The sequence below is a fragment of the Streptomyces sp. NPDC001980 genome (genome assembly GCF_040296885.1).
Classification (GTDB): domain Bacteria; phylum Actinomycetota; class Actinomycetes; order Streptomycetales; family Streptomycetaceae; genus Streptomyces.
Genome location: NZ_JBEOYD010000030.1, coordinates 130,595 through 136,762 on the forward strand (window position 1 = coordinate 130,595; position 6,168 = coordinate 136,762).

5 protein-coding genes are annotated in these 6,168 nt (G+C 71.4%); 3 read left to right on the forward strand and 2 right to left on the reverse strand.

Annotation, left to right across the window (positions count from 1 at the left end):
* Nucleotides 1-33 precede the first annotated feature (33 nt).
* Complete coding sequence (locus ABT137_RS35810) at nucleotides 34-1,218, reverse strand: beta-ketoacyl-[acyl-carrier-protein] synthase family protein (RefSeq protein WP_351715307.1); 1,185 nt, start codon at nucleotides 1,216-1,218, stop codon at nucleotides 34-36.
* Between the two features lie 673 nt (nucleotides 1,219-1,891).
* Here ABT137_RS35810 and ABT137_RS35815 point away from each other — a divergent pair.
* Nucleotides 1,892-2,311, forward strand: coding sequence for a DUF485 domain-containing protein (locus ABT137_RS35815; RefSeq protein ID WP_351715308.1), 420 nt, complete (start codon nucleotides 1,892-1,894; stop codon nucleotides 2,309-2,311).
* Nucleotides 2,308-3,924, forward strand: a complete 1,617-nt coding sequence (locus ABT137_RS35820; RefSeq protein ID WP_351715309.1) for a sodium/solute symporter — start codon at nucleotides 2,308-2,310, stop codon at nucleotides 3,922-3,924. The genes ABT137_RS35815 and ABT137_RS35820 overlap by 4 nt, the downstream gene beginning before the upstream one ends.
* A gap of 105 nt (nucleotides 3,925-4,029) precedes the next feature.
* Here the strand turns inward: ABT137_RS35820 and ABT137_RS35825 are convergent, their stop codons facing one another.
* Nucleotides 4,030-4,236 (reverse strand): hypothetical protein, encoded by a 207-nt coding sequence (locus tag ABT137_RS35825; protein ID WP_351715310.1) that lies wholly within the window; start codon nucleotides 4,234-4,236, stop codon nucleotides 4,030-4,032.
* Between the two features lie 407 nt (nucleotides 4,237-4,643).
* On the opposite strand from ABT137_RS35825, the gene ABT137_RS35830 reads away from it, so the two are divergent.
* Complete coding sequence (locus ABT137_RS35830) at nucleotides 4,644-6,101, forward strand: catalase (protein ID WP_351715311.1); 1,458 nt, start codon at nucleotides 4,644-4,646, stop codon at nucleotides 6,099-6,101.
* Nucleotides 6,102-6,168 lie beyond the last annotated feature (67 nt).

Here is a 6,168-nt window from a genome sequence, read left to right on the forward strand (position 1 = left end):
GCCGGTGCCGCACTGAGAGCAGCGGGCTTTCCGCTACAGCCACTCCCCTTCCAGGGCCGTGGCCGTCAGCCCGGGCGCGGCCGCGTAGAGCACCGTACGGCTGCCCGACTTCTGGCCGGCGTCGTGCGCACGGCGCAGGATGTCGAGTACGGCGGCACCGCCGCGGTTGCCCGTGGTGTAGCTGTCCCGGCTGTGGGCCAGCAGTCCCTCCGGCCACCACCCGGGCATCGTCTGCTCCATGTACTCCAGCACCCGCGTCCCGCCCGGATGCGCGAGCAGCAGATCGGGATGCCAGGAGTGCCCGTCGTCCCGGTGCCGCGCGCGCAGCCACTCCCACATCGCGGCCACCGTCTCCTGGACGGCGCGTGGCCCCCGGCGGTCCATCACGAAATGCGTGCCGTCCTCCCGGGTCTCCAGCCGGTGCAGGTCGGTGGTGCCGGGCAGGGTGTGGTGCCAGGCCGCGTCCAGCCGCAGGACCGACTCCGGCCGGGGGCGTCCGGTGACCGCCACGGCGACCGCGGTGTCCGCGAAGAGCAGCCGCACGATCAGTGATTCCAGCGTGTCGTCGGCGGGCTGGTAGGTGGTGCTCAGCGCCTCCGATATCACGACCAGCACCACCCGGTCGGGGTCCGCGGCGACCAGGTCGGCCGCCAGCGCCAGCGACCGGGTGCCGGCGATGCAGGCCCACTGGGTGGCCGGCAGCAGCAGTACGTCGCTGCGCAGCCCGAGGCGGTTGAGGAGGGAGAGGTCCAGCCCCGGCAGGGCCGGGGTGGTGGAGTGACTGGTGATCAGGCAGTCGACGTCGGCGGTGTCCAGTCCGGCGGTTCGCAGGGCTTCACGGGCTGCGCGCTCGGCGTAGGTCTGCACGGCCGCCCAGGCCGGCGCGGTGCGCTCCTGGATGGTCTGCGGCGCCGGTATCGCCTCCAGCGCGGCGATCGCGCGGTTCACCTCCTGCTCGGTGAACCCGTGGTGGGCCAGTGCCGCACGGGCCGGTCCGGTGCCCGGAGTTCGCAGGCCCGTCCCGCTGCCGGGCGCGGCGGCCGTCTCCAGCGGGAGCATCCACCCGCGGGAGTCGATCCCGGTACTCGCGGCGATGCCGTCGATCCGGGAGAGCCACGGCGCCTGCGGATGCCGGCTGCGCACCTCGGAGAGGATCTCGCCGGTCTTCACGGCATGTTCGCCTTGTACTACGGCTGGAGGAGTCAGATAGGCGCCCATAGCACGCATCTTTCACAGAAAGCCATTAAATGGGTGAAGTGTCCGAAACATGCCTGATTGCACAGGCTTGTGGTCAAGACACTGTCATTGCAATGTACTTCGCATTCGACAACTCCCGGGTTGCCTCATGTGCCAAGAAAGCCACGACAGTTCCTTCCGGCACTTGCGCGACAGAGGCGCGGGGCCACCCGGACCAGATCGTTGCGCCGCAAACTCCTTGCACCTTTGGGGAGTTGAGCGCCGCACGGATCGAGCCGCGGCCCGAGACCGACGCCACCCATGAAGTGCGTCACAGTCGCGCCCCGTGCGGGCGGGCCAACCGGCGGGCGGCCTGGGGCTCATGGGGTGTGCGACGGCGCACTTTTCGAACGAATCGCGCCACCCCGCACTCCGCCCATGCTTCATCACCTCCCGACCGAGATCCCAACGTCAGCCCCGCGCACCGCGGACCGCACGCACCGACTCCGGCCGCACCCCTGGCGGACCACGCCCACGCCGGAGACCATGGCGCCCTGCTCACCCGACCGCTCCCCCAGGAGACCGCACCCCGGACGACCGGCGCATACGGCTTCCCACGACCTCCAGGCCGCACGATGTGCGGCTACCCGAACCGCTCTCCCCGCTCGCGACCCGTCACGGCCGGGTCCGCGGTCCCCACCGAGGAGTTGTCGAAATGTCCTATGATGTCCCCGATTTACCCTCGGACCGGTTTCCCTACGACCGCCCGTCCCCGACCTGGTCGACCGGCGAGGAGCCGTACGACACCCCTCCGGCGGGCCCTCGCTCCGGTGCCCACCGCACCCTGCGCCTGCTGCGCCGGGCGTACCGCTGGCACCGGCGAGTGGCGACCGTCACCGCGCTCGGCTACTTCGCCGCCTTCCTGACGCTGACCGTCAAGGCACCTTCCCTGATGGCCCGCCCCGGCCCCGGCGGCCTGCCCACCGGACTGGTCCTCGCCCTCGTCCAGATCCCTGTGACCTGGCTGGCGGTCCTTCTCCACGAAGCCGCCGCGCACCGCTTCGTGGATCCGCTGGCGCGCCGCGCCCGCCGTCAGACGGGCGTGGCCGTCGCGGAGCGGGAGCAGGCGCCGTGACCGGTTTGGGCGGCTCCGCCCAGTCCTGGTCCCTCGTCGCGTTCTGCTCGGTCGTCGCCCTCACCCTGCTGCTGTGCGTGCTCACCGGCCCGGAGGCGGACGACCTCGCCGAGTTCTACACCGGCTACCGGACCCTCTCACCGTTGCGCAACGGGCTGGCCATCGCCGGGGACTACATCTCCGCCGCCACCGTCCTCACCATCGGGGGGATCATCGCCCTGTGCGGCTACGACGGCATCGTCCTTGCCCTCAGCGCCCTGCTGTCCCTGCTCCTGCTGATGTTCCTGCTGGCCGAACCCCTCCACAACACCGGCCGCTACACCATGGGCGACGCACTCGCCCGCCGCCACCCGGCCCGGTCGGTCCGCGTCACGGCCTGCCTGGTCACCCTGACCGCGCTCGTCCCGATGATGGTCGTCCAGCTCGCCGGTGTCGGTGAACTCCTGGCGTACGTCCTCGGGTTCTCCGACACCGGAATGCAGAACGGGTGCGTGGCCGGGGCCGGTGTCCTCATGATCAGTTATGCGGCGCTCGGCGGGATGCCCGGCACCGCGCTGGTCCAGATCATCAAGACCGTGGCGCTGCTCGGCTCGGGGCTGGTGGTGAGCGTGCTGATCCTGCGCGCGTTCGACTGGCAGCCCCAGGCGCTGTTCCACGCGGCGGCCGGGCGGAGCGGGGCGGGTGACGCCTATCTGACCTGGGGGCTGCAGTACTCCAGCAGCCCGCATCCGGCCCTGGACATGGCAAGCACCCAGTGCGCCATCGTGCTGGGCGGCGCCTGCCTGCCGCACGTCACCATGCGGATGTACACGGCGGGCACCCCGCGCCAGGTCCGCCGGGCGATGTCCTGGGCGGTCTCCTCCGTGACCCTTTTCGTCCTGATGCTCACGCTGATCTGCACCGGCGCGACCGCGCTGGTCGGTCACGACCGCATCGTCGCCGCCGACGCGCACGGCACGACCGCCTATCTGCTGGGTGCGCGTGCCGCGTTCGGAGCCGGTCTGTCCCGGCCGGAGAGCCTGCTCTTCGCCACCGTCACCACGGCCGTCTTCCTCACGCTGCTCGCCTCCGTCGCAAGCATGACGCTGGCCTGCGCCAACACCCTCGCCCACGACCTGACGGCGTCCCGCGCCACTCCCCCGGCGCCGGCCCGGGAACTGACCCTCGCCCGGTGCAGCGCCCTCGCCGTGGGCATCCCCACCATCCTCCTGGCCGTCCTCGCCCAGCACCGCAGCCTTCAGCCGCTGGCGACCGTCTCCTTCACCCTCGGCGCCTCGGCCATCGCTCCCGCGCTCCTCTACGCCCTCTTCTGGCGCCGTTACACGCGCACGGCGCTGCTGGCGACCCTCGTGGTGGGTTCGCTGACCGTGCTCGCCCTGGCCCCCGGCACCACCCTGGTCTCCGGGACTCCGCTGTCCGCCTTCCCGGACGCCGACTTCGCCTGGTTCCCCTACAACACGCCCGCGCTCGTCTCCGTGCCGGCGGGCTTCCTCGCCGGCTGGCTCACCACCGTTCTGGCCGGCAGGCGGTCCGCCGACCGCGAACGCAGCCGCTACGCGTCCCACGAGCGCCACCTGCTCACCGGCCCGCCGCCACGCCGCTCGCCCCGGTAGGGAGTCGTCGGGCTCGGAGACAGGGCGCGAGAGGTCGCTCCCCCGCCCCGGGCCGCCGAGCACGCACCGGGTCGGGGTCGGACGGACCTCTTTGCCGGACAGAACCTACTTGGCCGGGGGCCGGTCCTGCAGGCCGGTGGTCATGGACGTGGCAGCCGCGTTGAGACCCGCCACCGCGGCCTTGGGCAGCGCCCCGGCGACCTTGGTGGCGAGGTCGCGGGAGGGGCCGGGGCCGGTTCCGTCCGCGTGGGCAGGGGCGGCGAGAGCCACGCCCGTCAGAGCGAGCGCGGCGGCAGTGATGATCCTCTTCATGCCTTGAGGAACGATCGTCCCCGGCCGGGGACACGACCGGCGGCGGGCCGCCTCGGAAAGCGTCCCCGTCTCCCGAGTGGCGGCTCCGGCCCGGTGGGACCAGGCTGGATCCCGGAGAGCCGGGCCGGACCACCGTCGGCACGCGGCTCGGGCACCGGGCGCCGGGCGCTCGGTGTTTGCCTCGCCCACGCCGGGTCACCCGCTCGCTGAGAGCCGGAGGGCTCCGGACAACACGAAGGATGCGGGGACGCGAGCGCGCCTGTACGGCGCCGCCCCGGGGCGCGGCCATGGGCGCCCCGACCGGCCCCCGGTCCCAGGACACCGGACACCGGTCCCCGGGCACCGCGAGGACTGCGAGTCCCCGCAGAGACCGGCACCGACTGCTCCGTGCGGAGAAAGGCAGAGTCATGACGCAGAAGCCACCCCTCACCACGACCGACTCCGGTGCCCCCGTAGAGAGCGACGAGCACTCGCTGACCGTGGGGCCCGGGGGACCGGTCCTGCTGCAGGACGCCTATCTGATCGAGCAGATGGCACAGTTCAACAGGGAGCGGATCCCCGAGCGCCAGCCGCATGCCAAGGGGAGCGGCGCGTTCGGTCACTTCGAGGTGACCGACGACGTCAGCGCCTACACCATGGCAGGTCTCTTCCAGCCCGGCACCCGCACCGACCTGGTCATTCGCTTCTCGACGGTCGCCGGTGAACGTGGCAGCCCCGACACCTGGCGCGACCCCCGCGGCTTCGCGGTGAAGTTCTACACCAGCCAGGGCAACTACGACATGGTCGGCAACAACACGCCGGTGTTCTTCGTGAAGGACCCGATGAAGTTCCAGCACTTCATCCGGTCCCAGAAGCGCCGTGCGGACAGCAACCTGCGCGACCACGACATGCAGTGGGACTTCTGGACGCTCTCCCCGGAGTCCGCCCACCAGGTGACGTGGCTGATGGGCGACCGCGGCATCCCCCGGACCTGGCGCCACATGAACGGCTACACCTCGCACACGTACATGTGGATCAACGCCAAGGGCGAGCGGTTCTGGGTGAAGTACCACTTCAAGACCGATCAGGGCATCGAGTTCTTCACCCAGCACGACGCCGACCAGATGGCCGCCGTCGACACGGACTACCACATGCGCGACCTGTTCGAGCACATCCGTGACGGCCAGTACCCCAGCTGGACCCTGTACGTGCAGCTCATGCCGTACGCGGATGCCGCGGGTTACCGCTTCAACCCGTTCGACCTCACCAAGGTGTGGCCGCACGGTGACTATCCGCTCATCCCGGTCGGGCGGATGACCCTGGACCGCAATCCGACCGACAACCACGCCGAGATCGAACAGGCGGCGTTCCAGCCCAACAACTTCGTTCCCGGGATCGGGCCGAGCCCGGACCGCATGCTGCTGGCCCGGCTGTTCTCCTACGCGGACGCCCACCGGCACCGGATCGGAGCCAACTACCAGCAGCTCCCGGTGAACGCCCCCGTCGTCGACGTCCACACGTACTCCAAGGACGGGGCGATGGCCTACCGGAAGACGTCCGACCCGGTGTACGCCCCGAACTCCAAGGGCGGCCCCGTCGCCGACCCCGCCGCCTTCGGCCCGCCGCCCACCTGGGAGGCCGACGGCGAGCTCGTCCGCGCCGCGTACGTCTCCCACCCCGAGGACGACGACTGGGGCCAGCCCGGCACCCTGGTCCGGGAGGTACTGGACGACGCCGCCCGCGACCGTCTGGTCGACAACGTCGTGGGTCACCTGCTCGACGGCGTCAGCGACCCGGTCCTCCAGCGGGCGTTCACGTACTGGTCGAACATCGACGAGACGATCGGCAAGCGCATCGCCGACGGCGTCCGCGCCAAGGGTGACTAGCAGGACCTCGCGGCCGCCGAACAGGAAAGGTGGCGGGGGGGGGCGCGGGGGCGCCCGGGCCGGAGTG

Bases quoted from the DNA above. Each gene is read 5' to 3' on its own strand.
- ABT137_RS35815 (WP_351715308.1), top strand. From the start codon at position 1,892: ATGTCCTATGATGTCCCCGATTTACCCTCGGACCGGTTTCCCTACGAC.
- ABT137_RS35810 (WP_351715307.1), bottom strand. From the start codon at position 1,218: ATGGGCGCCTATCTGACTCCTCCAGCCGTAGTACAAGGCGAACATGCC.
- ABT137_RS35830 (WP_351715311.1), top strand. From the start codon at position 4,644: ATGACGCAGAAGCCACCCCTCACCACGACCGACTCCGGTGCCCCCGTA.
- ABT137_RS35825 (WP_351715310.1), bottom strand. From the start codon at position 4,236: ATGAAGAGGATCATCACTGCCGCCGCGCTCGCTCTGACGGGCGTGGCT.